The organism is Sulfuricurvum sp. IAE1, assembly GCF_004347735.1.
GTDB lineage: Bacteria > Campylobacterota > Campylobacteria > Campylobacterales > Sulfurimonadaceae > Sulfuricurvum.
The window spans coordinates 185,318-209,375 of record NZ_SLTI01000060.1 but is presented as its reverse complement, the minus strand read 5'-3'; the positions used below and the strand labels follow the sequence as shown (position 1 = coordinate 209,375).

26 protein-coding genes and 1 tRNA gene are annotated in these 24,058 nt (G+C 54.1%); 12 read left to right on the top strand and 15 right to left on the bottom strand.

Annotated features, from left to right (window positions below):
* The first annotated feature begins 8 nt into the window (after positions 1-8).
* Positions 9-1,499, top strand: coding sequence for a SagB/ThcOx family dehydrogenase (locus E0765_RS09695; RefSeq protein WP_132813023.1), 1,491 nt, complete (start codon positions 9-11; stop codon positions 1,497-1,499).
* Here E0765_RS09695 and E0765_RS09690 read toward each other — a convergent pair whose 3' ends face one another.
* The 6 genes from E0765_RS09690 to rpmB all read right to left on the bottom strand — a co-directional run bounded on the left by E0765_RS09690 (position 1,500) and on the right by rpmB (position 7,475).
* On the bottom strand, positions 1,500-2,075 hold the full coding sequence (locus tag E0765_RS09690; protein WP_132813022.1) for a ComF family protein: 576 nt from the start codon (positions 2,073-2,075) through the stop codon (positions 1,500-1,502).
* Position 2,076: 1 nt separating this feature from the next.
* Positions 2,077-3,867, bottom strand: a complete 1,791-nt coding sequence (gene lepA, locus E0765_RS09685) for a translation elongation factor 4 (protein ID WP_132813021.1) — start codon at positions 3,865-3,867, stop codon at positions 2,077-2,079.
* An 87-nt stretch (positions 3,868-3,954) separates the two neighbouring features.
* The gene (locus E0765_RS09680) at positions 3,955-4,884 is read right to left on the bottom strand and encodes a ribose-phosphate pyrophosphokinase (protein ID WP_132813020.1); all 930 of its coding nucleotides are present in this window, start codon (positions 4,882-4,884) and stop codon (positions 3,955-3,957) included.
* Positions 4,885-4,948: 64 nt separating this feature from the next.
* Positions 4,949-6,136: a bifunctional glutamate N-acetyltransferase/amino-acid acetyltransferase ArgJ gene (gene argJ, locus E0765_RS09675; RefSeq protein WP_132813019.1), complete on the bottom strand. Its 1,188-nt coding sequence runs from the start codon at positions 6,134-6,136 to the stop codon at positions 4,949-4,951.
* Complete coding sequence (locus E0765_RS09670; protein ID WP_132813018.1) at positions 6,129-7,265, bottom strand: TrkA family potassium uptake protein; 1,137 nt, start codon at positions 7,263-7,265, stop codon at positions 6,129-6,131. Before E0765_RS09670 ends, argJ begins: the two co-directional genes overlap by 8 nt.
* A gap of 21 nt (positions 7,266-7,286) precedes the next feature.
* Positions 7,287-7,475: a 50S ribosomal protein L28 gene (gene rpmB / locus E0765_RS09665; protein WP_037946724.1), complete on the bottom strand. Its 189-nt coding sequence runs from the start codon at positions 7,473-7,475 to the stop codon at positions 7,287-7,289.
* 192 nt (positions 7,476-7,667) lie between these two features.
* On the opposite strand from rpmB, the gene E0765_RS09660 reads away from it, so the two are divergent.
* The 5 genes from E0765_RS09660 (at position 7,668) to E0765_RS09640 (ending at position 11,989) form a co-directional block, all read left to right on the top strand.
* Positions 7,668-8,483 (top strand): HDOD domain-containing protein, encoded by an 816-nt coding sequence (locus tag E0765_RS09660; protein ID WP_255417894.1) that lies wholly within the window; start codon positions 7,668-7,670, stop codon positions 8,481-8,483.
* A complete protein-coding gene (locus E0765_RS09655) occupies positions 8,467-9,858 on the top strand; it encodes a chemotaxis protein CheX (RefSeq protein WP_132813016.1) in 1,392 nt (463 codons plus the stop codon). The genes E0765_RS09660 and E0765_RS09655 overlap by 17 nt, the downstream gene beginning before the upstream one ends.
* Before the next feature lie 111 nt (positions 9,859-9,969).
* Positions 9,970-10,611 (top strand): ribulose-phosphate 3-epimerase, encoded by a 642-nt coding sequence (gene rpe / locus E0765_RS09650; RefSeq protein ID WP_132813015.1) that lies wholly within the window; start codon positions 9,970-9,972, stop codon positions 10,609-10,611.
* A gap of 2 nt (positions 10,612-10,613) precedes the next feature.
* Complete coding sequence (locus E0765_RS09645) at positions 10,614-11,201, top strand: phosphoribosylanthranilate isomerase (protein WP_132813014.1); 588 nt, start codon at positions 10,614-10,616, stop codon at positions 11,199-11,201.
* Positions 11,198-11,989: a 3'-5' exonuclease gene (locus E0765_RS09640; protein WP_132813013.1), complete on the top strand. Its 792-nt coding sequence runs from the start codon at positions 11,198-11,200 to the stop codon at positions 11,987-11,989. The genes E0765_RS09645 and E0765_RS09640 overlap by 4 nt, the downstream gene beginning before the upstream one ends.
* 52 nt (positions 11,990-12,041) lie before the next feature.
* On the opposite strand, the gene accA is transcribed toward E0765_RS09640, so the two are convergent.
* The 5 genes from accA to gpmI all read right to left on the bottom strand — a co-directional run bounded on the left by accA (position 12,042) and on the right by gpmI (position 16,845).
* Positions 12,042-12,977: an acetyl-CoA carboxylase carboxyl transferase subunit alpha gene (accA, locus tag E0765_RS09635; RefSeq protein ID WP_132813012.1), complete on the bottom strand. Its 936-nt coding sequence runs from the start codon at positions 12,975-12,977 to the stop codon at positions 12,042-12,044.
* A gap of 12 nt (positions 12,978-12,989) precedes the next feature.
* Positions 12,990-14,207 (bottom strand): beta-ketoacyl-ACP synthase II, encoded by a 1,218-nt coding sequence (locus E0765_RS09630; RefSeq protein WP_132813011.1) that lies wholly within the window; start codon positions 14,205-14,207, stop codon positions 12,990-12,992.
* Positions 14,208-14,315: 108 nt separating this feature from the next.
* Complete coding sequence (gene acpP, locus E0765_RS09625) at positions 14,316-14,546, bottom strand: acyl carrier protein (protein WP_037946706.1); 231 nt, start codon at positions 14,544-14,546, stop codon at positions 14,316-14,318.
* Between the two features lie 70 nt (positions 14,547-14,616).
* Positions 14,617-15,360 (bottom strand): 3-oxoacyl-ACP reductase FabG, encoded by a 744-nt coding sequence (gene fabG, locus E0765_RS09620; RefSeq protein WP_132813010.1) that lies wholly within the window; start codon positions 15,358-15,360, stop codon positions 14,617-14,619.
* A gap of 9 nt (positions 15,361-15,369) precedes the next feature.
* A complete protein-coding gene (gene gpmI / locus E0765_RS09615) occupies positions 15,370-16,845 on the bottom strand; it encodes a 2,3-bisphosphoglycerate-independent phosphoglycerate mutase (protein ID WP_132813009.1) in 1,476 nt (491 codons plus the stop codon).
* Positions 16,846-16,942: 97 nt separating this feature from the next.
* Between gpmI and mraY the strand changes: the two genes are divergently transcribed.
* The 3 genes from mraY to E0765_RS09600 all read left to right on the top strand — a co-directional run bounded on the left by mraY (position 16,943) and on the right by E0765_RS09600 (position 19,359).
* Entirely contained in the window at positions 16,943-18,001 is a 1,059-nt protein-coding gene (gene mraY, locus E0765_RS09610; RefSeq protein WP_132813008.1) for a phospho-N-acetylmuramoyl-pentapeptide-transferase, read from the top strand.
* A gap of 10 nt (positions 18,002-18,011) precedes the next feature.
* Complete coding sequence (gene murD / locus E0765_RS09605; protein ID WP_132813007.1) at positions 18,012-19,220, top strand: UDP-N-acetylmuramoyl-L-alanine--D-glutamate ligase; 1,209 nt, start codon at positions 18,012-18,014, stop codon at positions 19,218-19,220.
* A gap of 63 nt (positions 19,221-19,283) precedes the next feature.
* Positions 19,284-19,359: transfer RNA gene (locus E0765_RS09600), tRNA-Phe, on the top strand.
* Between the two features lie 179 nt (positions 19,360-19,538).
* Here the strand turns inward: E0765_RS09600 and E0765_RS09595 are convergent.
* Both E0765_RS09595 and E0765_RS09590 read right to left on the bottom strand, forming a co-directional pair.
* The gene (locus E0765_RS09595) at positions 19,539-19,757 is read right to left on the bottom strand and encodes a hypothetical protein (protein ID WP_132813006.1); all 219 of its coding nucleotides are present in this window, start codon (positions 19,755-19,757) and stop codon (positions 19,539-19,541) included.
* A gap of 40 nt (positions 19,758-19,797) precedes the next feature.
* A complete protein-coding gene (locus E0765_RS09590; RefSeq protein WP_165921737.1) occupies positions 19,798-20,442 on the bottom strand; it encodes a ParA family protein in 645 nt (214 codons plus the stop codon).
* Positions 20,443-20,570: 128 nt separating this feature from the next.
* On the opposite strand from E0765_RS09590, the gene E0765_RS09585 reads away from it, so the two are divergent.
* On the top strand, positions 20,571-21,344 hold the full coding sequence (locus E0765_RS09585; protein WP_132813004.1) for a hypothetical protein: 774 nt from the start codon (positions 20,571-20,573) through the stop codon (positions 21,342-21,344).
* On the opposite strand, the gene zupT is transcribed toward E0765_RS09585, so the two are convergent.
* Positions 21,331-22,167 carry a zinc transporter ZupT gene (zupT, locus tag E0765_RS09580; protein WP_132813003.1) on the bottom strand — a complete coding sequence of 279 codons (837 nt, stop codon included), beginning with the start codon at positions 22,165-22,167 and terminating at the stop codon, positions 21,331-21,333. The two genes, E0765_RS09585 and zupT, sit on opposite strands and share 14 nt — an antisense overlap.
* Before the next feature lie 90 nt (positions 22,168-22,257).
* On the opposite strand from zupT, the gene E0765_RS09575 reads away from it, so the two are divergent.
* Both E0765_RS09575 and E0765_RS09570 read left to right on the top strand, forming a co-directional pair.
* Positions 22,258-22,677: a hypothetical protein gene (locus E0765_RS09575; protein WP_132813002.1), complete on the top strand. Its 420-nt coding sequence runs from the start codon at positions 22,258-22,260 to the stop codon at positions 22,675-22,677.
* The gene (locus E0765_RS09570; RefSeq protein ID WP_132813001.1) at positions 22,670-22,990 is read left to right on the top strand and encodes a hypothetical protein; all 321 of its coding nucleotides are present in this window, start codon (positions 22,670-22,672) and stop codon (positions 22,988-22,990) included. Before E0765_RS09575 ends, E0765_RS09570 begins: the two co-directional genes overlap by 8 nt.
* Here E0765_RS09570 and E0765_RS09565 read toward each other — a convergent pair whose 3' ends face one another.
* Complete coding sequence (locus tag E0765_RS09565) at positions 22,991-24,058, bottom strand: AI-2E family transporter (RefSeq protein WP_132813000.1); 1,068 nt, start codon at positions 24,056-24,058, stop codon at positions 22,991-22,993.

Here is a 24,058-nt window from a genome sequence, read left to right as displayed (position 1 = left end):
ATGGCTCCATGAAAAACGCTTCCGCCGCCTACGAATACCACGATCGTACAAAACACCGTCCTCATCGCTACGCTCCAAGCCTCGGTTATATGGACTGGGCCACACAGCCCGACCCCTTTCGAACGTATCCCGAGTGTGCCAGGATAGGTCTTGCCCATGATAACACGACGCCCCCGTTTCATCTGCTGTTCGCCGCGGGTATGCTTCCTCGCGCACCGTTGTGCCTCGAATCGCTCTCTGGGCTCCTGCGCTATTCGCTCGGGCTCGCCGCCATCAAACGCCACGGCGGATCGGAATGGGCCCTTCGCTGCAACGCCAGCAGCGGCAACCTTCACCCCAGCGAATGTTACGTCGTCTCGCCGCCCCTTGAGGGGGTCAGTGAAAAATGTACCCTGTCACATTACGCCTCCCGCGACCACGCGCTGGAAATAGTACATACTTACGACGCCCCGGTCATCGAGGGAGGGTTCCTGATCCTTCTTAGTTCCGCGATGTGGCGGGAGATGTGGAAATACGGCGAACGTTCCTGGCGTTACTGTCAGCTCGATGCGGGGCACGCATACGCGTCGATCAAAACGGCCGCAACGATGCTGGGGTGGGAATGTTCCATCGTTCCCTCCGATACCGCCGATCTTGCCCGCCGTTTCGGGCTCGACCAGCTAGAACGCTTCCATCCCCAAGAGCGCGAAAGCCCGGATCTGCTGATCCGCATCGCTCAGCCGCGCCATTCGCTCCCCTACCCTCCGCCTTTGGCCCGGGCCAACCGGCTCAGCCCCTCCCACCACCAATGGGACGCCGTATGGGAAATCGATGAAGCCGCGCTCGGCCCGTATCCGCAACCTGAACCCCTGAATCGGGTGCGCCGCTGCCCTGCCCCTTCCAAAAGTGCGGGTGAAGTGATTCTCAAACGCCGAAGCGCGCAGGCGATGGACGGCTCTTCCGTTACCGAAACGCAGTTCCGGCAGATTCTCGACGCCTCTTTTTTCTGTACCGAAGCGCCCGATGTCGATTTCATCGTCTTCGTTCACCGCGTCGAGGGAATCGAGAGCGGATTGTATGCCTACGTTCGCGATCCGGGCCGTCTGCCGCAGCTGCGCGATGCGATGGATCCCGATTTTGACTGGCTGGAGGCGGGAGAAGGGCTGTATCGCTTGAACCGGGGAGATTACCGGGGGGCGGCACAGTATTTGTCGTGCAACCAGACCATCGCCCGAGACGCTGCCTTCAGTTTCGGCATGCTCTGCCGCTTTGATGCCGTACTCGCAGAATCGGGAGTTCCCGGATACAAAAATCTCTACCATCAATGCGGCATGATCGGGCAGATGCTCTATCTCGAAGCCACCTCGCTTGGTCTATCGGCAACGGGAATCGGATGTTTTCTCGACGATGAATTCCACACCCTCCTTGGCCTTTCGGGAACGCCGTACCAGTCACTCTATCATTTCACGGTAGGACGCGCGATCGTCGATACCCGCATCGCCACCCTCATGCCGTACTGATTATTTGCGTTCGGCATCGGCGAGGGTGAGGCAGAGTATCACTTTTTTTCCGTGCGCGTGAAGCGTTTCGGCCGCTTCGCTCAGAGTCGTCCCCGTCGTCACGATGTCGTCGACCAAAATCACTTCGTCAGCCTCAAACGGCGCGTAACGAAATCCGCGCGGATTCATCAGCCGCTCGGCAACACTTTTTCCCGCATACTTGTGAGCGTTTTGCGCCCGCAGCCTGCCGTAGAGGGGAGTGATCAGGGAAGATTTGAGAGCACGGTTCAAAACGGCCGTGTGGCTGTACCCGCTTTTGGGATCATCGTCGATCCCCAGCGATACGACCGGCTGCGCGTACTCCCAGCTTTTAGAAAACGGCCGGAACGCCTGATCGGCGAGGATCGAATAGACGTAATGGCCGATATGGGTATGTTTGGTCAGCAAAAGGGGTTCGATCTCGTCGTAAGGGAAAAAGGAATAAACGGGAATGTGCCCCAGGATTTTGCGTTGATGGAGCTGTGGGGAGAGGAGCGATTCGCGGCAACGGCGGCAGATATGCGAAAGGGAGAACCGTTCGCACGTCAGGCAGCGCATCTCAATCCATTTTGAGGACGGACATAAAGGCTTCCTGCGGAAGGTTCACCTTCCCGATCGCCTTCATCCGCTTTTTCCCCTCTTTTTGCTTGTCGAGGAGTTTCCGTTTTCGGGAGATATCCCCGCCGTAACATTTGGCGGTGACGTTTTTCCCCATCGATTTGACCGTCTCTCGGGCGATGATCCGATTGCCGATGGAGGCCTGGATTGCCACCTCGAAAAGCTGTCTGGGGACGATCTCTTTCATGTTTTTGACCAGTTCGCGGCCACGGTACTCGGCAGCGGAACGGGGAACGATGACGCTCAGCGCATCGACGACGTCCCCCGCGACGCGGACGTCGAGCTTGACGAGGTCCCCTTCGCGATAGCCGCTGGGCTCGTAGTCGAAACTCGCATACCCTTTGGATAGGGATTTGAGTTTATCGTAGAAATCAACGACAATCTCGTTCATCGGAACGGAGTATTCGAGCATGACCCGCGTTTCGTTGAGATAATCCATCTTCTCCTGCATTCCCCGTTTTTTGGTCAGCAGCGTGATGATGTTCCCAAGATAGTCGACCGGTGTTATGACGGTGGCCTTGACGTAGGGCTCCTCGATCCGTTCGATGTTCTGCGGCTCGGGCAGCTCGCTGGGATTTTGAACCTCGACCATCGTTCCGTCGGTCTTGTAAACTTTGTAGACGACCGAAGGGGCGGTGGCGATCAGATCGAGATTGAATTCCCGCTCCAGCCGCTCCTTGATGACCTCCATGTGCAGCATCCCCAAAAATCCGACGCGGAATCCAAAGCCCAGTGCGATGGAGGTTTCGGGTTCGTAGCTGAGGCTGCTGTCGTTGAGTTTGAGCTTGTCAAGCGCGTCGCGCAGGTCCTCGAACTGGTCGGTATCGATCGGGTAGAGCCCCGCAAAAACAAATGCCTTGGCGGGAGCGTATTCGCTGACGGGTTCGGGAGCCGGGTTTTTCGCATCGGTAATCGTATCACCGACGCGGATGCTTCCGACGTCTTTGAGCCCCAGTACGACGATCCCGATCTCCCCGGCCTTGATCGACTGCGTCTTCTGGCGGCGCAGCGGATGGGGGTACATCAGATCGAGCACCTCGTGGTTCTCGTTGTTGTGCATCAGCTTCACCTTCTGGTGCATCCGGATCTCGCCGTCGAAGACCCGCACGAGGGCAAGAGCCCCCAGGTAGGAGTCGAACCACGAATCGTAGATGATCGCCTTGGTCGTCGCGTCGGGATTCCCCACAGGTGCAGGGATCCGGTCGACGATGGCGTCGATCAGCTCACGGATCCCGATCCCCATCTTGGCCGAAATTCGGACGGCATCGGTCGCGTCGATTCCGATGGTCGTTTCGATCTCTTCGGCGACACGGTCCGGATCGGCGGCGGGAAGGTCGATTTTGTTGATGACGGGGATCAGGGTCAGGTCGTTCTCCATCGCCATGTAAACGTTGGCGATTGTCTGCGCCTCGACCCCTTGCGCCGCATCAACGATGAGGAGCGCCCCGTCGCTCGAGGCGAGCGATTTACTCACCTCGTAGCTGAAGTCGACGTGGCCCGGGGTGTCGATCAGGTTCAGGATGTAGTGTTTGCCGTCCTTGACGTAGTCGAGGCGGACGCTTTGGGCTTTGATCGTAATACCGCGTTCTTGCTCGATGTCCATCGTATCCATCATCTGGGACGTCATCTCCCGTTCGGAGACGGCGCCGCACTCCTGGATGATACGGTCGGCCAGCGTGCTTTTTCCGTGGTCGATATGGGCGATAATAGAGAAGTTGCGAATATTGTCCATCGTGATTGATTACTCGTATGTTTTAGTTGGGGGAATTATAGCGAAACGTTGCTTAGGGAGACGGGGGTTCCCCCGCGATGAGGGCGCTTAGCTGAAGAGCGAGTTGACGCTTTCGTTGTGATAGACGCGGCGGATCACTTCGGCGAACAGCGGAGCGACGCTGAGCACCTTGATCTTGTCGCTCGTCCCGCGAAGTTCGAGGGTGTTGGAAACAACCAACTCATCAAGTTCGCCGTTGTTGATGTTGTCGTACGCTTTGCCGCTGAGTACGCCGTGCGTCGCACACGCCATGACCGACGTCGCCCCTTTTTTCTTGAGGGCGGCGGCCGCTTTGACCATCGTACCGGCCGTATCGACCATGTCGTCGATCATGATGACGTCTTTTCCGGCTACGTCACCGATGATGTTCATCACTTCGCTTTCGTTCGCCTGTTCGCGGCGCTTATCGACAATGACCATATCGAGTCCGAGCTTTTCGGCGAAGTAACGCGCACGGGCGACTCCCCCGATGTCGGGAGAAGCAATGATCGGATTGGGGAGGTTTTTGGAGCGGATGTACTCCTGAAAAATGATCGAACCGTAGAGATTATCGACGGGGATGTTGAAAAACCCCTGGATCTGTCCCGCGTGCAAATCGATCGTCACGACACGGTCGATTCCGGCTGTGACGAACATGTCGGCAACGAGTTTGGCGGTAATAGGAACGCGCGGAGCCGCTTTGCGGTCCTGACGCGCGTATCCGAAATAGGGGACGACGGCCGTGATCGAACTGGCCGAACTGCGGCGAAGCGCATCGGTCATGATCAGCAGTTCCATCAGGTTATCGTTGGAAGGGGCTCCCGTGCTTTGGATGATAAACACGTCGCGCCCGCGGACGCTCTCACTGATCTGGACGTTGATTTCGCCGTCGCTGAAACGCTTGACCATAGCCTTTGAGAGGGGGACGTCGAGCGTCCGGCACACCTCGGCCGCAAATTCGGTACACGATGAACCGCTGAAAATTTTATATCCGCGCATGGGGTTTCCTGTTGCCAATAAATTGTCGCGATTATAGCGTTCCATCACTTAGCCGTTGCTAATACTACGTACGATAATCGGCGTTGATTTTGACGTATTCGTGCCCAAGATCGCATCCGTAGGCGGTAAAGGTGCCGTCCTGGAGCCCGATGTCGCAGTGGATCGTAAACGCGCTTTTTTTCATCACGGCCGCGGCAAGAGGTTCGATCGTTTCGTCAAAAAGGAGTTCCCCTTTGCGATAGACACACACGTCATCGAACCAGATGCTCAAAAACGCCTCATCGCACATGATCCCGCTTGCTCCGACGGTCGATGCGATACGTCCCCAGTTGGGGTCTTCGCCGAAAAGTGCGGTTTTGACGAGCAACGAATTGGAGAGGGCTTTGGCCGCGATTTCGGCTTCATGGTGATTGACCGCCCCCGTCACCTTGTAGGTGACCAGTTTCGTCGCCCCTTCGCCGTCGCGCACCATCTCTTTGGCAAGAAACAGCATAATCGCCTCGAGCGCCTCTTTGAAAGCCTCCGCATGAAACGTCCCCGAAAGCCCGTTGGCCATCAGCATCACCGTATCGTTGGTCGAGGTATCCCCGTCCACGCTCGCGGCGTTGAACGTCGTATGGGTGCATTCATCGAGCATGGCCTGCATCGTCGCTCTGTCGACGGCCGCGTCGGTCGTGATAAAACAGAGCATCGTCGCCATGGCAGGATTAATCATCCCTGCCCCCTTGGCCATCGCCCCGATCCGAAACGATGTACCGTTTTCAAGGGTCACCTCAAAAGCGATCCGTTTAGCGAACGTATCCGTCGTCATAATCGCCTCGGATGCGGCGATCCCGTCTCGGCGGGAAAGGTCGAAATTCATCGCTCCTTCGACAATTTTCGCTTTGGGGAGACGGACGCCGATCACCCCCGTCGAACTCATAACGGGATGCTGAATCTGCGGAAACTTTTTCTGAAGGGTGTCCAGCACCTCATCGATGTCGTCGATTCCGGCTTTCCCCGTCATCGCGTTGGCATTTTTGGAGTTAATGAGGACGAAATTGGTCTCAAACTCCCCTTTCGAGCGAAAATGGCGGATGGGAGCCGCCGTCATCTTGTTCGTCGTAAAGACCGAAGCGATGGCGCACGGTTTTTCGGAGTAGACGAACGCCAGGTCCTTAGCCCCCTCTTTTTTGAGGCCGATATGGATACCGTCGGCGTAAAATCCCTGCGCCGCGCAGACGCCGCCGCTTACCGATTCGAGTTTATACATATTTGAGTTCCTCCGGTTTCTCCTGTTTTTTCACCAGCGATTTGGTGAACAAAATCCCTTTCTGGGTTCCGATGACGAGCAGCTTGCTTTCGCTCATGACCAAGACGTCCCCCTTGGGCATCGGCATGAATTTGCCGTCTTTTTTCGTAATGCCGATCACCGATACGTTGGCGATATCGCGCAAATGGGTCTCTTTGAGCTTTTTGAGGACCATCCAGCTCGTTTTGGGGACGTAAATCTCCTCCATGTCCAGCGGGGTGTCGCTTTTGTAGAGAAACTGTTCCAAAAGGTTTTCCATGTCGGGACGGGCCGCCATTGCCGTAATCCGCTGGGCTGCGAGCTTGGTGGACGATACGACGGTATCGGCTCCGAGTTTTTTGAGTTTGTCGATCGCACCGGCATCTTCGGTCCCGCTGATGACGTAGTAAGGAGCGGGAATATGGTGCTCTTTTTCGAACAGCCGGACCGAGGTGATGAGGGCGATATTGTCGGCGATCGAGTTGGAGAGGGTGATGACCCCTTTAGCCGAACTCAGATGCGCCTTGAGCATCGCAGTCTCGGTATGGGGCTCGGCCTTGATGTAGTAAGGGTACTTGTATCGGCGTGCGATCTCCTCGAGGTCATCTCTTGGGTCGATAACGACAAAGGGAATGTGGTTCTCCCTCAGCTGCTTGGACACCTGAATCGCGTATTCGTTGTGGTGACAGATGACAAAATGTTTTTTCAGCCGGGCGATCCGGTACAGCATCTTCCGCTCCTTAAAGATTCGTTTGAGGTGTCCCTGGTTGATGACGTCGACGGAGACCAGGATGACAAAGGTGAACAAAGCCGATCCGAAAATGATCAGGGTGATGGTGAAGAGTTTCCCCACCGCGGAAAATTCTCCCTCTTTCAATGCCCCGAACCCGACCGAAGTGATGGTGTATCCGGTCTGGTACAGCCCGTCGATCAGAGAATAGTCTTCGATCACGATGTAGCCGAGGGTACCGATGATCATACACAGCTGTAAAAGGATTAAAGGGGTTCGAAAGGGGAGAAACTGGGCGTAAAGTTCGTCGTTGAGAGTGATATGGGGTTTGGGAGAAGGCTCCCAATTCAAGAATTTCTGTATCTTTCGTAGAAGATTCAACGCAGACCCTTCAGGGGACGGTTACGAATCTTTTTTCAGAGTACGAAGCTCGGAAGCAGAAATTTTGAGTTTTTTAGTGGTACCGTCTTCAAGCGTTACACGAACAGTACGAAGGTTTGGTAAAAAACGGCGCTTAGTTCTGTTTTTCGCGTGAGAAACGTTGTTCCCGCTCATTGGGCCTTTACCGCTAATAGCACATCTTCTTGCCATTTTGAGGCTCCTTGCAAAATTTTAGTTGCGAATTATAGCAGAGCGAACCCAAAGCATTTCTTAAAAACTTTTAAAATCGTGTTACCCTCTCGGACAGCACATGGTTTGTCTTTTAGCCTCCCGTATCATAAAGTTTTCTTTTAACGTATACACATTACAATTAGTCGATTTTTAACAATAAATTATGGAGTCGTGCGGCACGTGATAACCCAAGAACAGATAACCCGTTATATCCAGAGCGTCCCTGCCGCTCCCTCAATCATCCGCCAGACGCTCGAACACGTCCGGAACGGCGATCTCCCCAAAGCGGCCAAATGCGCCGACGAAGATCCCGCGCTCAAACTCTATCTCAAAACGCTGATCAACCGCCCCGTTTACGGTTTTCGCAACGAGGTGAGCAGTCTGCCGCAGATTTTCGGCATACTGGGACTCTCCAGCGCCCAGCAGATCCTCTACAATTACCTGATGTCGCTTCTCGTCCCCAAGGAATGGGGCCTTTTTTGCCTGTCGCATCAGGCGTTTTACGATCTTCAGGCCTCGCTCAGCCGAAAATGGGAAACGATTCTCAAGCACCTCGGACTCCTCAACCGCGATAACGAAAGCGCCATCTCCCTGTTGCCGGCGAGTATCATCGTCTGCGATGCCCTCTTTAAAGAGCACAAAGAAGAAGTGGCACAGCTGCGCAGCGTCAAAGCCCTCGATTACAATACGATCCTGCAGCGTCTCAGCGGCCGGAGCCTCTTTGACCTTTGCTCGGAGGTCGCCGAAAAATGGGAGATGCCCGCCTCGATCGCTGAAACGGTCCATGCCGCATCGGGAAGCGACGAGGTCGAAGGCGAAACGCAAATCCTCGCCAAATGGATGCATCTGCTGCTCTTTTACGAACTCTCCCAATCCCCGTACGTTGAAGCGGGACTGAATGAACTGCTCGATTTCAACGTCGATTTCGTCCAGGATATTTACGAATCTTTTGCTCAGGTGGTAGGATACAATGAGACCAACGGTTAAAGGGCGGATCGCCATCTTCCAGCCACAGGGATTTCTCGACGGTAACAACGCCCCCTCGTTTTTGACCATCGACGACATCAAGGCGACCGAAGCGCTGAACGTCGATATGCTTCTCGTTTCCCTGAAAAAAGTGATTTTTTTCAACAAAAACGGCCTTGACGTCTTTGTCCGCCTCCTCACCAACATCCGGAACAAAAACCATATCACGGTCGGGTTATGCGACTACGACCACGCCAAATTCCAGACCATCAACGCCTTTTACGGCGGCAGTCTCAATTTCTCCTTGTTCCGCAGCGAAAAAATCGCCGAGCTTTTCGCCCCGTCCAACAAAAGCGATTCCAAGACGGTTCTGATCTACAACGACGACCCTTCACAGCGTTCGGCGATGGCGATCGAGCTCTTCGACTACGGTCATAACCCGATCATCGCGCAGAGCAAAAAAGAGTTCGATGAAAAAAAACAAAATTCCGACCTCTATTATGCGATTATCGAAGATACCTACCTGGGGCTCTTCGGACAGAAAATCGCGACGCGGGTGACGGGGAATGCGGTCATCTATACGATTTCAAACTTCCTCGATGCCGAAGTGACCAATACGTTCAACATCGCTTACCATCTCAACTCGCTCAACGTCGGCTTCCGCCTTTTTATCTTCGACGCCTACAAAGTCGTCTCTATGAACGTCCACGCCCTGAACTTTTTCACCAAACTCGCCTCGTCCGCCGCCGAATACAATGCGACGATCTGTTTTGTGGGGCTGACGTTTGAAAAAACCCCCGAATCGTTCAAACACGACATGGAGGACGTCGGCATCCTCTTTTTCGACCAGATGGACGACATCCTTAAAAACAAAAAGCTCCTGCAGGATCTGGGGGGAAGCGCCTCATCGTCCAAACAAACCCGTTCGATCAACAAACCCCTGATCAATGAGCTCCCCAATTTCATCGAAGCGACCGTTTCGACCATTTCGATGATGACCAATGCGACCGCCGTCAAAAACTCGGTCAACATACAACATCTCGAAGTGACGATGGCGCATAACAAATATGCCAGTTCAATCGGTTTTTACGGCGACGTTGACGGGATCATCATCCTCATTTTCCCGAAAAAGATCGCCCAGAAAACATGTGCCCTTCTCATCGGGGAAGCAACCGAAGATGAGGAAGCGATTCTCGACTCCCTCGCCGAATTCGTCAATATCATCGGCGGACGGGCGAAAACCCTGCTGGCCGAGAAAAAGCTCCGTGTTGATATCACCCTCCCGCGGACCTATCACAATGTCGATCAGTTGATGGATATGGCTCAGAATAAAAAAGGGGTTCAGGTCAACCTCGATTTCGAAGGAAGCCAGTTCACCTTTTTCCTGACGCGCTGATTCGGCGCATCAATGCCTCTTCGGCGGTGATGGTTTCATGCTACCCGCACGCTCAAAGCTCTCTCCAAATCTTTTTTGCTAAAATAGCGGAAAAAAAGTAAGGTGTTGCCCATGCTCGTCGCCCCGAGTGTCCTCTCCGCCGATTTCGGCAATCTTGAACGCGATGTCCGCGCCATCTGCGACGCGGGGTGCGACCTGGTCCACGTCGACGTCATGGACGGTCATTTCGTCCCGAACCTCACCATCGGTCCTGTAGTCGTCAGCGCAATCGCCAAGGCCTCCACCAAACCCCTCGACATCCATCTGATGGTACAGAACAACACCTTCTTCGTCGATCTTTTCGCTCCTCTCAAGCCCGAATACATCACGTTCCATATCGAAGAAGAAAAGCACCCTCACCGTCTCGTCCACTACATCCGTTCGCTGGGGATCAAGCCCGGAATCGTCCTCAACCCCCACACCCCTGCCGAAGCGGTCGAATATCTCCTCGGCGATATCGACATGGTACTGGTCATGAGCGTCAACCCCGGTTTCGGCGGCCAGAAGTTTATCCCGAGCGCCGTCGAGAAAATACGCCGCCTTAAAACGCTCCGTGACCGTATCAATCCTTCCTGCCTCATCGAAATCGACGGCGGTGTGGGAAACAAAAACATTGCCGAACTCAAAGAAGCGGGGGTAGACGTCTGCGTCGCGGGCAGCTACGTATTCGGCCAAAGCGATTATAAAGCCGCCATCGAAAGCTTGAAAATCTGACCATGCGTGTCAAGATCTGCGGCATTACCAATCTCGAAGACGCCCTGTGCGCGATTGAAGCGGGTGCCGACGCACTGGGTTTCGTGTTCTATCCCGAATCCCCGCGTTACGTCTCCGTTGATACGGCCGCCGAGATCATTTCCGAACTCCCCCCTTTTGTCGAGAAAGTCGCCCTGTTCGTCAATGAAACCCCCGAACGAATCCGAACGATCTGCCTGGAAAGCGGATGCACCCTTGCCCAGATCCATTTTGACGTCGAAGACGATTTTTTTCCTGCCGTCGGCTATCCGACGCTGCGGGTCGTCCGGGCCCGTAAACCCGAGGACATCACCGCACACGCCAATCAATACCGCCTGATCGATGCCTATTGCGAAGCTTATGGCGGCAGCGGCAAACGGCTTAATATCGAGTGGTTCGAGAACGTCGACTGCTCGAAGATCATCCTCGCAGGAGGCCTGGACCCCGACAACGTCGCTTCGCTCAAACCCTACGGGTTTTACGGCGTCGACGTCAGTAGCGGTGTCGAAGCCTCACATGGAAAAAAAGATCCCCGCAAAGTGCGCCGCTTCGTCGAAGAGGCGCGTTCGTGAACCCTCTGGATCCAAAAATACTCGCCCGCCTTGCCAAAAACGGCATCCCTGCTGCGGAGTTCGAATCGCTTGCCGGCGGCCTTTGCCAAATTGAATTTCTAAAAGCCCAGGGGCTCAATCTTCTCCTCGACAAAGAGGTTTACCGTCTTGCGACGTCAATCGAATCGGTCGATGACACTCTATTTTGCGTCGTCGATATAGAAACCAACGGTTCCAAGCCCACCCGCGACCAGATCATCGAAATCGGTGCCGTCAAACTCCGAAACGGACGCATCATCGATACCTTCGAGAGTCTTGTATACTGTACCGAAATCTCCGAGCAGATCAGTGAGATCACGGGCATCCGCGTCGAGCATACCCTCCAGGCTCCCCCGACAGCCAAAGTGATGCGTGAGTTCCGCCTCTTTCTTGGCGACGCGGTATTCGTCGGGCACGATGCCAAATTCGATTACAACTTCGTTTCTGCGACAATGGAACGCGCCGGTCTTTCCAAGCTGCTCAACCGTTCCCTCTGTACGATCGATCTGGCGGAACGGACGATCGAATCGGAACGCTACGGCCTGGCCTATCTCAACGACCAGCTTTCACTGTACAAAGAGGCAACGCACCACCGGGCTTTGTCGGATGCGATGACGACGACCAAGTTGCTGAAACGGACGCTCGCTCTCCTTCCCCCCTCTATCGCAAACGGCGAAGAGCTGATCGCTTTTTCCAAAGAAGCAAAGCGACTCAAACGTCCGAAATTAAAAATTGAAACTAGTGAAAACGAAGAGAAAAAATCCGGATAAACCCCGCACGGGGGAAGAAGAAAACGAAGATTCCGCCGGGCGGAACGAAAGATTACTCCGAAAAACGGCCCATACCGACGAGACGGCGGTAACGTTTCTCCAGGCGCTCGGCGTCGCCGAAGCTGCGCAGAGTATTCACCTGTTCAAGGAAATAGGTTTTCAGGGCATCGGCAGCCCCTTCTTTGTCACGGTGGGCACCGATCAGCGGCTCATCGATAACGTCGTCGATCAGATCAAGCTCTTTGAGGTCGGCGCTGGTGATTTTAAGCGCTTTGGTCGCCGCTTCCACTTTGGCCGGATCGTTCCACAAAATCGCTGAACACCCTTCCGGAGAAATAACGCTGAAAACCGAATAGCGCATCATCGCAAGGCGATCCGCAACACCGATAGCGAGCGCTCCGCCGCTTCCCCCTTCGCCGATAACGACGGAGACGGTAATCGTATTGAGGTTGGAAAGTTCCATCAGATTCCGTGCGATCGCTTCGCTCTGGTTGCGTTCTTCGGCGCCGAGCCCAGGATAGGCACCCGGAGTGTCGATCAGCATCAGGACCGGGATGTTGAACTTCTCGGCCATTTTCGCGGCACGCAGCGCTTTACGGTATCCTTCGGGATGAGGCATTCCGAAATTGCGTTTGAGCTTGTTCTTGGTACCGCGTCCTTTTTGTTCGCCGATCACCATCACCCGTTCATCACCCATGTAGCCGATATAACAGACGATGGAAAGGTCATCACGGAAATGGCGGTCACCGTGGATTTCATACTTTTTGTCGAGTATCAGATTGATGTAATCAAGAGCGTACGGGCGATCCTGATGACGCGCCAGCTGAAGTTCCTGATAGGGGGAAAGGTTCGAATAGGTTTTTTCGACCTCTTTGGCAAGATCCTGTTTCAGGATCTCGACGGCATGGTGATCGCAACGGACCTCCGCACTGATGATCTCTTCTTGGATCTGGCGGATGTTTTGTTCAAAATCTAGATAGGTCGCCAACGGCTTGCCCTCTTATATTTTTTTGAAAATGACGACCCCGTTGGTACCGCCAAATCCGAATGAGTTGCTCATGACAATGTTAAGGTCCGCCTTGCGCGCCGCGTTGGGGACGATGTCCAGATCGCAGTTTTCGTCAGGATTGACGTAGTTGATCGTCGGAGGAATGATCCCATCACGCATTGCCATGATGCTGATGACCGCTTCGATGCCTCCCGCCGCGCCGAGGCAGTGCCCGGTCTGGCCTTTGGTTGAACTCACCGGCGGGCAGTTCTCTTTTCCGCCGAAAGCGATTTTCAATGCCGCCGTTTCGTTTTTGTCGTTGGTCGGTGTGCTGGTACCGTGCGCATTAACGTAATCGACTTTCGGATTGCCCGCCATCTTGAGTGCCGCTTTCATCGCTCTCAAAGGCCCTTCGAGGCTCGGTGTCGTGATATGGTTGGCATCACCGCTTTCACCGAATCCGATCACTTCGGCGTAAATACGCGCACCGCGGGCTACGGCACTTTCATACTCTTCCAGTACGAGAGCCGCCGCCCCTTCACCCATGACAAAACCGTCACGCTCCGCATCGAAAGGACGTGATGCAGTTTTGGGGTCGTCGTTTCGGGTGCTGAGGGCTTTCATCGACGCAAACCCGCCGATTCCGACGCCGGTAATCGCCGATTCGGCCGCGACGACCAGCATCTGATCCGCACCGCCGATCATAATTGTTTTGGCCGCCTCGCTGATCGCGTGTGTTCCTGCCGCACATGCCGTTACGGCTGAGAGGTTCGGTCCTTGCAGGCCGTGTTCGATCGTCACGAAACCGCCGAGCATGTTCACCAATGCACCGGGGATGAAAAACGGAGAGATACGGCGGGGACCCTTGGTTTCAAGGATGATCGAGTTTTTCTCTATGGAGGGAAGTCCTCCGATCCCGGACGCGGCATCGATCCCGAACCGCTCTTTGTCAAACCCTTCGGGAAAATCGGCATCGGCCATCGCTTCTTGCGCCGCTTTGATCCCGAGCTGGATAAAACGGTCCGCTTTTTTAACCTCTTTGGGGTCCATCACGGTTTCGGGGTCGAAGCCTTTGACTTCACCGGCAATCTGGGCTCCTTGATTCGAAGCGTCAAAAAGGGTAATCATATCGATGCCGCATTCGCCGTTGCAAATCGCTTTAAAGGAGCTCTCTTTGTCATGACCAAGCGCGTTGATCATTCCCAATCCGGTTACTACTACTCTTCTCACATTCTCTCCTGATGGTGGATGGTCTGAAACTTTAGCTCCGTTGAGCCAATCTCTTAGACCATGAATTTATGGTGGGTGCTTATCAAGGCGTACGCCTCGATAAAGTTTTTAGTTTTTGCTTTCGATGTAGTTGATTACATCTTGAACAGTTTGGATTTTTTCCGCTTCGTCGTCAGGAATTTCGATATCGAATTTCTCTTCAAGAGCCATTACCAATTCTACAACGTCGAGGCTGTCCGCGCCGAGGTCTTCAACGAATTTAGAATCCTCTTTTACTTCGTCCGGGTTAACGCTCAGTTGCTCAACCACTACTTCTTTAATATCGTCCAAAAGTGCCATAATAGCTCCTGTTCTAATGAATAAAATCGCATAATTATAGCATATTTAACTTAAGAGGGGAAATCCCCCCTTACATGTGCATCCCGCCGTTGACCTTGAGGGTTTCGCCGGTGATGTAGCCGGCGTGGTCGCTGAGCAAAAACGCCGTCGCTTCGGCCACTTCTCTGGCCTCCCCGAAACGCCCCATCGGGATTTTGGAGGTGAACGACGCCTTGATGTCGTCGCTGAGGACGTCGGTCATGTCGGTCGCGATGAACCCCGGCGTGACGGTATTGTAGCGGATCCCGCTGGACGCGGCTTCCTGCGCGAAACTTTTCGTCATCGCGATGACACCCCCTTTGGACGCGGCATAGTTCGTCTGCCCCGCATTGCCGGTTTCTCCGACGATGGACGCGATGTTGACGACCGCGCCGAATTTTTTCTTCCGCATCGCCTTGAAAGACTCGCGGCATCCGACGAAAGCCGAAAGGAGATTGGCGTTGATCACCGCCATGAAATCGTCGCTTTTCATCCGAAGCGCCAGCCCGTCTTTCGTAATCCCGGCATTGTTGACCAGATAGGAGAGCTCGCCGTCGGCGTCGATAATCGTCTGGATTGCGTCGACAAACGCCGCTTCGTCGGCAACGTCGAAGCCGATTACCGCGGCTTGTCCGCCGGCGGCTTCGATCTGCGCTTTTACCTCATCGGCCGCTGCGGCGCCGCTGCGGTAGTTGATCCATACTTTCAGGCCGTATCCCGCCAGCGTTTTTGCCACTTCCGCGCCGATTCCCCGGCTCGAACCCGTTACCAATACATTTTTTCCCGTGAATTTCATCGTTATCCTTTATATAAGTGGTGTATCCATCTCTGATGGAATCTCAAGCCCCATCAGTTTCAATACGGTCGGTGCGACATTGTTCAAGGCCCCGGGATGTACTTCATGCACCCCTTCGGCCATTACGAAACACCACACTTTACCGACCGTATGGTTGGTCAGCATGTTCCCCGCATCGTCACGCATCTCTTCGCAGTTGCCGTGGTCGGAGGTGAGCACCATCGCATAGCCGTTACGCTTGGCGGCCTCGACAATCCGTCCGAGCTGCTCATCGACCGCTTCGACCCCTTTGATCGCCGCTTCGAAGTTCCCCGTATGGCCGACCATGTCGCCGTTGGCGAAATTGACGACGACGAAATCATATCCCTCGTCCATCGCCTTTACCACCACGTCGCCTACCTCGGGAGCCGACATTTCAGGCTTCATGTCGTAGGTTTTGACCTGAGGACTGGGGATCAGCACCCGCGTTTCGTTTTCGAAAGGCTCCTCGACCCCGCCGTTGAAGAAAAACGTGACGTGGGCGTATTTTTCGGTTTCGGCTGTGTGTAGCTGACGCAGCCCCGCTTTGGCAATCACTTCGGAAAGAACGTTCGCGGGAGCCTCTTTCGGGAAAAGGACGGGGTAGGGAAAGTTTTTGTCGTACTGCGTCATCGTCGCCAGATGCGTCGGTACGAACTCCCTCGCGAAACCGCTAAACGCGGGATCGCCGATAGCGGCGGTCAGTTCGCGCATCCGGTCGCTGCGGAAATTGAGCATCAGCACGGCATCGCCGTTTTTGAATCCGTCGTAGCCGTCAAACGCCGTAGGCGTGATGAATTCGTCGGTCTCGCCCGCGGCGTAGGCGTTTTCGATGTAGTCAAAAGCGCTCTGTTCGCTCAGGGGATGGGCGCGGACGATCGCATCGTACCCTTTTTCGACCCGTTCCCAGCGGTTGTCTCGGTCCATGGCGTAAAAGCGCCCTCCCAGCGTCGCAATGCGGATGTTGTTGTAGGCGTGCGCCGTGACGTGATGCAAAAAGAGCTTGGCCGACGTCGGGGCGACGTCGCGGCCGTCGGTGATCAGGTGCAGCCACACCTCTTTACCCGCTTCGGCCGCGATCTCGGCAACACCCATGATATGGTCGATGTGCGAGTGGACCCCCCCGTCGCTCATCAGGCCGATCAGATGGAGCCGTTTGCTCGTTTTAAGCAATCCCGTAAAAACGGGATTTTTGGCAAAGCTCTCTTCCTGAAGTGCCAGTGATATTTTGACGAGGTCCTGATACAGTACCCGTCCGCTCCCGATGCTCATGTGCCCCACTTCGGAGTTGCCCATCTGCCCTTCGGGAAGCCCGACGCTGAGACCGAACGTATCGATCAGCGAGTGGGGAACTTCGTCAAACAGCCGCGTATACGTCGGTTTTCGGGCCGCATGAAACGCGTTGTAGTCGCGTTTGGGCGAATAACCGATCCCGTCGGTGATGACCAAAACGGTTTTTTTGCTCAAGTTGGCTCCTTGATTAATCAAACTTTGTGCGGATTATATTAAAATGTCACTTTTGCATTGCTTTTGAAATCTTATCAGAAAGAAAAGAGTTAATTTAATGTTATATTGGTTTCATCAGATCCTCGGCATCAACCTCTTCCAGTACATCACCGTCCGTGCGGGCGTCGCGTTTTTCATCGGACTGTTCCTGACCCTCTTTCTCATGCCGCGGTTCATCGCATGGGCACAGCGCTCCAGTCGTGTCCAGCCCATCAACGAATACGTCAGCGCCCACCAGGGAAAAGCCAAAACCCCGACGATGGGAGGAATCGTTTTCGTCGCCTCCACGATTATCGCGTCGCTGCTGACGGTCAACCTCCTCAACCCTTTTGCGGTCGGTGCGATCCTGACGCTCGTCTTCTATGCCTACATCGGCTTTACCGACGACTGGGGCAAAATTCGCGGCGGGCACAACCTTGCCGGACTCACCGCACGGGCCAAAATGGCCCTCCAGCTCATCTTCGGTGTGGCCATCGGCGCGTTCTTGATCTACTACGCCAAGCTCGACACCGGGTTTTATCTCCCGTTCATCAAATCAAGCCTCTTTGACATGGGATGGTTCAGCATCGCGTTCTGGGTTCTCGTCATCATCGCCACCTCCAACGCCGTCAACCTCACCGACGGCCTCGACGGCCTGGCCACCGTCCCCTCCATTTTCGCCCTTCTTTCGCTCAGCGTCATCGTCTACATCGTCGGTAACGCCGCACTCGCCCACTACCTCCTGATGCCCAAAATCCCGGCGGGTGAAGTGGTCATTATCTCGGCGGCACTGATGGGATCGCTCCTGGGCTTTTTGTGGTTCAACTGCCATCCGGCGCAGGTTTTCATGGGGGACAGCGGTTCGCTCACGCTGGGTGCGTTCATCGCCTACATGGCGATCATCGGGAAAAGCGAAGTTCTCCTCATCCTCATCGGCCTCATTTTCGTCATCGAAACCGTATCGGTCATTTTGCAGGTAGGGAGCTACAAACTCCGTAAAAAGCGGGTTTTTCTGATGGCCCCCATCCATCACCATTTCGAGATGAAACAATGGGCCGAAAACAAAATCATCGTCCGGTTCTGGATTATTTCGCTGCTGTCGAACATCCTCGCCCTCATCACCCTCAAAATCCGCTAAAAGAATTGCTATGAATAATCTCAAGATCGCCTGCTTCGGGTACGGGAAAACGACCCGTGCCATCGCCAAAAAACTCGGCCCCTGCACCTTTTTCGACGACAAGGCCGTCGAAGCCTACACCGACGAGGAAGGCAATCTCGTCCAGCCGGTCAGCGAATTCGACAGTGTGCAGTTTACCCATGAGATCACCTCCCCGGGGATCCCCCCCCACCATCCGCTGATTCAAAATGCGACCCACCTTATCAGCGAATACGATTTTTTTGCCCCGCAAACCCCTTTTAGCATCTGGATCAGCGGCACCAACGGCAAAACGACCACCACCCAGATGGTCGAACACCTCCTTGCCGACCGCGGCGCGATCAGCGGCGGAAACATCGGCACGCCGCTGGCCGACATGTCCCCAGAAGCCCCTATCTGGATTCTGGAGACAAGCTCGTTTACGATGCACTATACCAATACGGCACGCCCCAACGTCTACGCCCTTCTCCCCATCACTCCCGACCACGTCAGCTGGCACGGCAGTATGGAAGAGTACGTCGCCGCAAAACTCAAGCCCCTCTCCATGATGAAAGAAGGGGAAGCGGTGATCCTTCCAAAAATCTACGCCGACACCCCCACCAACGCTTTCGTTATCCCTTACGAAACCGAAGAGGACCTTGCGGCGTATTTCGGTATCGATGCGTCTAAAATCAAGTTTAAAGGGGCGTTTTTGATGGACGCGCTGATCGCGATGGGGATCGACAAGATCCTTTTCGACCGCGTCGACTACGATAAGATCAACGCTTTTGTCCTCGATCCCCACCGCCAGGAGGAGTTCCGTGATGCGCTGGGGCGGCTGTGGATCAACGATTCCAAAGCGACCAATATCGACGCTACCCTCGCCGCGCTGCGCACCTACAAAGACGATACGATCCACCTGATCCTCGGCGGCGACGACAAGGGGGTCGAGCTCGAAGAGCTTTTCGCCCCTCTCAAACGCTACGATGTCCGCATCTACGCTATCGGCTCCAATGCCGAGCGGCTGGCCCTACTGTGCGAGCGCTACGCGATCCCCTGCATTCTGTGCGGCACGCTCGACGTCGCGGTCGAACGTATCGCCCAGACCCTTGACGCAAACAGCATCGCGATGCTCTCACCCGCCGCCGCAAGCCTGGATCAGTTCAGCTCCTACGCCGAACGCGGCAACCTCTTCAAGGAGTACGTCAACGCGCTGAAATAAGCCGATTTTCCCTTTAAGCTTGTTTTTAAGCTAACAGGGCTATAATTTCGGCCTCACAAATGTGGCCAATTAGCTCAGTCGGTAGAGCAAATGACTGAAAATCATTGTGTCCTTGGTTCGATTCCGAGATTGGCCACCACCCTTCAAAAAAACTTCCTGAAATTTTCAACCAACCGATAAAATCCAAACTTACATTTTCCCTATAACAGAAATACGTTTTCTACTCGACCCGTTTAAAGAGTTGCATTCGCTGGAAAAGCGTTTTAATGCCGCTCTCTCCACAGATCTGGAAGAAGACCTTTTCGCATTATTCGCCCCTTACAGCAGGCCGTCGCGCTGCATCCGCTCCTGCAAAGCGATCAGGATATAAGCGCTGACCGTGCCGCCGTGGTAATCGCGGATTTTCTTTTCCCATTCGATCGGGATCGTAATCAGTTTTTTCTTTTTCCCTTTCTCGGACGAGCCTTCTTTGCGTTCGCTCATGGCGGCGGAACTTTTTACTTTTTCAATGTTTTGCAGAAAGTTTTTCTTTGCCATTTTATATCCTTTATATATGTTTTAAATATTAATTAAATACCTATTGAATATTTAAAAGCGTTCTGACCTCTTCGAACAGCTCGTCCATTTCCTGATCGGCGCGGCTGAAAATCCGGTACTCTTTGATGCTTTTCCCCTCTCCCACCGAGTGGGCAAAATCGACCCGCTGGCGCAATACCGACACCAACAGCTCGAAATGATCGGACATGCAGATGAAATCGATCAGTTCCCCGAACCGTTTCATCGAAGGGTTGATGTTGTTGAAAACGACGCGCGTTTTGATCGTCTCGCCCTGAATTTCCGAAAGGCTTTTAAGTATCTCTTCGTATTTTTGCAACCCCATGAGATCGAACGGCTTGTCGCTGACGGGAGTAAGCAGCAGATCGGAGGCGATGATCGCGACGCGGTTGAAGGCACTGTCGAATCCGCCCGAATCGATGATCGTGACAACATCGTCCGTATCCCCGGCGGCGTATTCGGCCAACTCTTCGGCGCTTCCGAAATGGAGCATCTCTATCGGCTCCATCCCCTGCTCACGACGCAGGGCATTGGTTACGGTCAGCGAGCGCTGGGTATCGAGATCAACGATCCGTGTCGGCATGATTTTTGAAAAGCCGACAGCCAGGTTCCAGGCGACGGTCGATTTTCCAACCCCACCCTTTTGATGCGATAAGGTAATGATCATAAATATGCCTTCCATATACTCTTAATATCAAAAGTATATGTTTTAGATACTTAAAAGAGCATCAAAAGGAACAACCGGCCCAAAAGGGTTTATGTTATAATGATAATTATCATTAAAAGGGGAAATAAATGGAGCCGTCGCCACTCTCGGTACGAGTCGCCGAACTGATCTCGCAAAACCCCGGCAGTCGAACCTTCAGCTTCATCGAGAACGGTGAAAAATACTGGGTGAAACAACCCGAAGCGGGGGAAGCGAACATCTGGCACAAATTGATGTTGATCCTCTCCAAAGCGGTGAACAACAATTTTTTCCGCCCGACCGTCGTCACCGATCCCAAAGCCTCTTTGGCCTATGAAGCGAAACGCCTTCGGCAGCTGAGAGACAACGGCATCCGTGTCCCCTGGATCGTCCTCCAAACTCCCGAATATCTCGTCCTCGAAGATGCCGGAATCCCGCTGAGCATCCTGCTGGGGAGTTCAGCGATGAAAATGGAAGAAAAAAAGATTCTTATCGTCCAGCTTTCCCATGCGCTGGCCGATCTGCACAACCGCGGCTTTTTCCATTCCCGCCCCGCACTCCGGGACATCGCCTACAAAGAGGGTAGCATCTATTTTATGGACTTCGAGGAAAATCTCGAAAACACGCTAAGCCTCGACGAAGCAATCGTGCGCGACGGATTTTTGTACGCCCATACCCTGTTTCGAAAACTTCGTTCTCCCGATCTCGTCGAAACGGGGCTGGATGCGTACCATCGTGCACTCCGCCCGGATCTGTGGGACAACCTGACCGAAGAAGCCAGACGGTACCGGATAACGTATCTCCTCATACGCCCGCTGTACCGTTTTTTGGGAAAAGACGCTAAGGCGATCTGCGACACCCTGGCATTTTTCAGACGATTTTAAAAAGCAGCAGGCTCGACGCCATCACCCCCATTCCGGCCACGATTCCCCCCATCGTCGTGTGGGCATTGCCGTAAATGCGTGCGGAGGGGAGGAGTTCGTCAAGGCAGATGTAAATCATGATCCCCGCCACCAGGCCAAATGTGATTCCAAGCGTCAGCTCCCCCATAAGCGGCATCAGCAGAAAAAATCCAAATGCCGCCCCCAACGGCTCGGCAAGCCCTGAAAGCAACGCATAACCGAACGCTTTTTTCCGTTCTCCCGTCGCATGGTAAATCGGCAGCGATACCGCCATCCCTTCGGGGATGTTATGGATCGCAACCGCCAGCGCGATACCGATCCCCATAGTCAGGGAATCAAGAGCGGATACAAAGGTCGCGAACCCTTCGGGAAAATTGTGGATCGCGATCGCCGCGGCGGTGAACATCCCCGTACGGCGCAGGGTATGCAAACGCCTGTGCGCGATATGCTCCGATTTGAGCCCCGAGAGTTCGGCATCGCTCTTCAGTTCGTGGGGGTTGATGTCTTCTGGGATAAGACGGTCGATCGCAAACGCTACCGCAAAGCCCGCAAAAAAGCACCCCAGCATCGAGGCTTCGGCACCGATCTCCCCGAATTCCGGAACGAAAGCGGCTTTGGATTTGACCAGGATTTCGGCGAAGGAGATGTAGATCATCACCCCTGCGGAAAATCCCATACCGACCGAGAGAAGAGCGGTATTATCGCGGCGGGAAAAAAAAGCCAGCGCCGCCCCTATCCCCGTCGAAAGACCGGCCAAAAGGGTCAGGGAAAACGCGACCGCCAATTCCGTAATCGTCAATTCCATACCAGGCCTTTTGCATCATCGATACTGCGATAGTAGCAAATTTTTTCAAAAGCGCGCTATAATAAACCGACAAGCGCACAAAGGATCGGAATGAACGAGCAGGAGTTATTGATCATTTTTACCGGGATTATCGCGGTGTGCATGGTCTTTATCACGGCCGTGATTGTCGTGATCGGCGTTATGGCGTTCAAAACCTTCCGTCGTCTCAACGAATTCATCGGCCATGTGCAGAACGAATTGAGCTTTATCTCGACCAAAGCCGCCGTCACGCTGCACGACGTCAGCGAACTCCTCGCCCATCTCAAAGACGAAACCCGTTCCATCAGCGAAAAATCGCTTCTGGCTCTGCACGAGGTGCGCGACCTGATCAGCTATATCCATACCGAAACGCAGTCGCTCGCCCTCAAAGCGTCCAACGCCATCGCAAAAGTGACGATCGGAACGCTCGCTATCGGTGCCATGTCGCAGATATTCAAGAAAAAATCGAACGAAGGATCTTCGCATGAATGACGATCACACACTGATGAGCTTTATCCTCGGTGCGGCGATAGGGGGGGCTGCCGCCTATTATCTGCTGAAACATCAGGACGAAATCGCCGAAAAAATCCGCGAGATCGAAGAGGGGCTGAATCTGGAAGAAAACGAACTGATCGAACAGGCCAAAAGCAAATTCGACGCTCTGGGCGAAACGATCCGCTCAACTTTTCAATCCTCCTCGCTCAACGACTCCAAACCCTCATCCGAGGAACTCTCCTCGATCATGGATGAACTCGCACGCCTGCGCGAGGAAGTTCGCACCCTTACCGCTTCCAAAGAGGCTTAATCAGCGGCAACCTCCTCTGCCTCTTTTGCGGACGATGCGGAGGGTCGTAATCGCAAACGCGACAATTGCCGGTCCGAATACAAATCCCCAGAACCCGAAAGTAGCCAATCCTCCGACGATAGCGAAGAAAATGACGAATTCGTTCATTTTACGTTTCCCGTCGCTCATCGCACGGTTCACGAAGTTCAAAATCACCAGTTTGACGATGTTGTCGATGAAAAATGCCATCACCGCCCAAGAGTAGACGGCGATGACCAGCGCGTTGAATATTTCCCCTTCAAAGTATTCATTCAATGCGACGGGTACCCATACGAGGGCCGTTCCGACTACCGGGATGATCGCCGAAACGGCAGTCATGAATCCCAGCAAAAACGGGTTGTACCCGTCAAAAAAAGCGATCAAAACTCCGAATGCGACCCCCTGCGCGAGCATCACCCCCCCGAAGGTGTAAAACACGACCGCCGTCGTCGTGACCATGTCCGAGAGAAACTCCCTCTTGACGTCGCGGGCAAGCGGAATGATCGGCAGAAAAAACAAGGCGATACTGCGGCCGTACCATGTCAGGAAAAAGAAAAAGACCACGATCATAGCCATTTCGGCGAGCATCGCGATAAACGTCGTCAGCCCGCTCCCAAGCCATGAGGCGAGCGCGGTTACGATTTCGTCTTTGTGCACTTTCCCCAGTGCGATGACCGAATACAAAGGCTCCTGAAGCCACGCCAGAAACGGCGGAAGCATCCACGGCAATGCGTCGACCCGGTCTCCCAGCGCCCGCAAAGATGCGATCGAACTCTCGGGGTGATCGAACAGTTCGTAAACGAACAGTGCGATGGGCACAAACATGATCAGCGACAATCCCAGCGTAACGACGGCCGCAGCAATCGGGGAAGCAACCGGTTCGAGTCTGGAAAAGCGACCTAATCGGAGTTCGACAAGACGGTGCAGCGGGTAAACGACCATCGCCAGCAGCAAGGCGAGAAAAAAACTTTTCAAAAAAGGCCAAAAGAGCCACAGACACAACCCGATCGCACTCAACAGCATCAAACGGACAAAAAGGCGGTTTTCCAT